Raw genomic sequence first — 2636 nt, forward strand, 5'->3', positions numbered from 1 at the left:
GGCGCGGCCGGGGGCGCGTCAGGTCGCGGAGGTCGTCGGATTCAGGTTCGTGGGATCGATCGTGGGCGTCGTCCGGATAGGGGAGCATGCGCAGGCCTCTGTCGGGTCCGCGGGGCACGAGAGCCCTCGCCGTCCTTCGACCTCTGCCCTGCGGCCAGCCACCAGCCGGTTGCGCGGACGCGGCCTATCCTCGAAATTCTCGCCCGATGGTGAATCGCCGCCCGACGGCGGCATCGCTCCGTCACTAGGGCACCGCCGCCGCCCGCGGGCGCCACTTGACAGGGCCGCGCGGCGGGCATCTTGCTCCGGGCGCCTGACGGGCCCACCTCGAACACGAATCGGGGCGGGCTCTTCAGCCTATGGAATCTTCCCGAACGAAGGGCTCGAGCGGTGCGTCCGCCGGCCACGGGAAGAGGCGGGCCGGTTGCATCCCGCCCGCGCAGCGGAGTTTGGTGAGATGGGTTACAAGGTCGCCGTCGTCGGAGCCACGGGCAATGTGGGCCGCGAGATGCTCGACATTCTGGCCGAGCGCGCTTTCCCGGCCGACGAGGTCGTGGCGCTGGCCTCCAGCCGCAGCCTGGGCCAGGAAGTCTCCTTCGGCGACAAGATTCTGAAGGTCAAAGCGCTCGACACCTACGACTTCTCCGACACCGACATCTGCCTGATGTCGGCGGGCGGCGACGCGTCGAAGGAGTGGAGCCCGCGGATCGGTCAGCAGGGCTGCGTGGTGATCGATAACTCGTCCGCGTTCCGCTACGACGCCGACGTGCCGCTGATCGTGCCCGAGGTGAATGCCGACGCGGTGGTGGGCTTCACCAAGCGCAACATCATCGCCAACCCGAACTGCTCGACCGCGCAGCTCGTCGTCGCGCTCAAGCCCCTCCACGAGGCGGCCACCATCAAGCGCGTCGTGGTCTCGACCTACCAATCGGTCTCCGGCGCCGGCAAGGACGCCATGGACGAGCTGTTCAGCCAGACCCGCGCCGTCTTCACCGCCGGCGAGGTCGTGCAGAAGAAGTTCACCAAGCGCATCGCCTTCAACGTCATCCCGCACATCGATGTGTTCATGGAGGACGGCTACACGAAGGAAGAGTGGAAGATGGTCGCCGAGACCAAGAAGATGCTCGATCCCAAGATCAAGCTCACGGCGACCGCGGTGCGCGTGCCGGTCTTCATCGGCCACGCCGAGTCGGTGAACATCGAGTTCGAGCGCCCGCTCTCGCCCGAGCAGGCCACCGAGATCCTGCGCTCGGCCCCCGGCGTGCTGGTGATCGATAAGCGTGAGAACGGCGGCTACATGACCCCGCACGAGGCGGCGGGCGAGGATGCCACCTACATCTCGCGCATCCGCGAGGACGCCACGGTCGAGAACGGCCTGAACTTCTGGTGCGTCTCGGACAACCTGCGCAAGGGCGCGGCCCTCAACGCGGTGCAGATCGCCGAGGTACTGGTGAACCGCAAGCTCCTGAACAAGGCGCGTCAGGCGGCCTGACGCCTGCCACTAAACGACATCCTCGGAGCGCCGCCCCTTTCGGGGCGGCGTTTTTGTTTGGGCCGAGAGCGGATCGCTGTTGCCTCTGCCATACGGCCTTGGAGATCCGGTCATTGCTCTGGAACCTGCCCGGCTCAGCGCGGCCGGCTTTGCACCCCTTCTGAACAACTGCACGCGCACTCTTGCAACCAGAGCGAGCAGGTATTTTCCTGACACGGTCCGAATCATCGTGACGCAGGTGAAACCCCGCTGATGACCACCGCTCGACAGGTCCAGCAGCTCGTCCTTCCTCTTCTTGAGCATCACGCAGACCTCAAGCTCGTCACCAGTCATACGCTGTGGCTGACGCCGGTGACGCATGTTGCGCGGGAGATCTGGATCGATCGGACTTCGTCGGCTCGCCACTTCAATCCACAATGGACGTTGAACCCTCTCTTTCTGCCCAACGTAAGAGCAGCCACTCACGCTGGTTTTTGCTTGGAGTATATTCCTCGACTGAGTAACGTTGATGGACAAGCAAGAAATTGGTGTTGGGATGACCCTGAAATGCCAAAAGATTTTCTTGAGCAACTCAATAAAATCATAAAATTGCTTCGCAGTGCAGATACCTTACTTGCCTGTCGTTCTTTAACGGAGGCAACCATGGACTATACTTGGGGAAAGGATTTTTTTGAAAATCTCGTCTACGATATTGCGTTAGGGAATTTGAATTTAGCCCGATGCTGGTGGCAGAAGGTCCAGGCATCGCCTGCATTGCAGCATCCTCATCAAGATGAGCCATGGCGAACGTGGAGGCTGCGCATCCGATCCTTGCATGAGCCGCTGATGGACGACGATCGCGCGGCGCTCGCGTCGATCTTGCATCGGTGGGAGCGCGAGAACATCGCCGGGACCAAGGCCGAGGCGATCTGGCAGCCATCACCATTTCCGCTCGAAGAAATGGCTTGAACAAGCCAACGGCGAATCCAGTGGGATAATTTCCCACATATTGTAGAAACAATCGACCGGCAGGAAGGGCGCATCGACGCGCGAGACCCTCCCCCTTGAACCGACGATGCCAAAGATCGCCTTGGTCCTCCCTCTCGAGAGAGGTTGCCCTTGTCGCGTTTCTGTTCTTCTGGGTCGCGGCGGTGATTGAAACCGA

General features: G+C 62.2%; 2 protein-coding genes. Both read left to right on the forward strand.

Translation table 11 applies throughout. From position 1 onward, the window contains the following. The first annotated feature begins 457 nt into the window (after window positions 1-457). A complete protein-coding gene (locus MFF42_RS10365) occupies window positions 458-1492 on the forward strand; it encodes an aspartate-semialdehyde dehydrogenase (RefSeq protein WP_238255684.1) in 1035 nt (344 codons plus the stop codon). A gap of 252 nt (window positions 1493-1744) precedes the next feature. Continuing rightward, entirely contained in the window at window positions 1745-2440 is a 696-nt protein-coding gene (locus tag MFF42_RS10370; protein WP_238255685.1) for a hypothetical protein, read from the forward strand. Window positions 2441-2636: the final 196 nt, after the last annotated feature.

The organism is Methylorubrum podarium (genome assembly GCF_022179745.1).
GTDB classification, from domain to species: Bacteria; Pseudomonadota; Alphaproteobacteria; order Rhizobiales; family Beijerinckiaceae; genus Methylobacterium; species Methylobacterium podarium.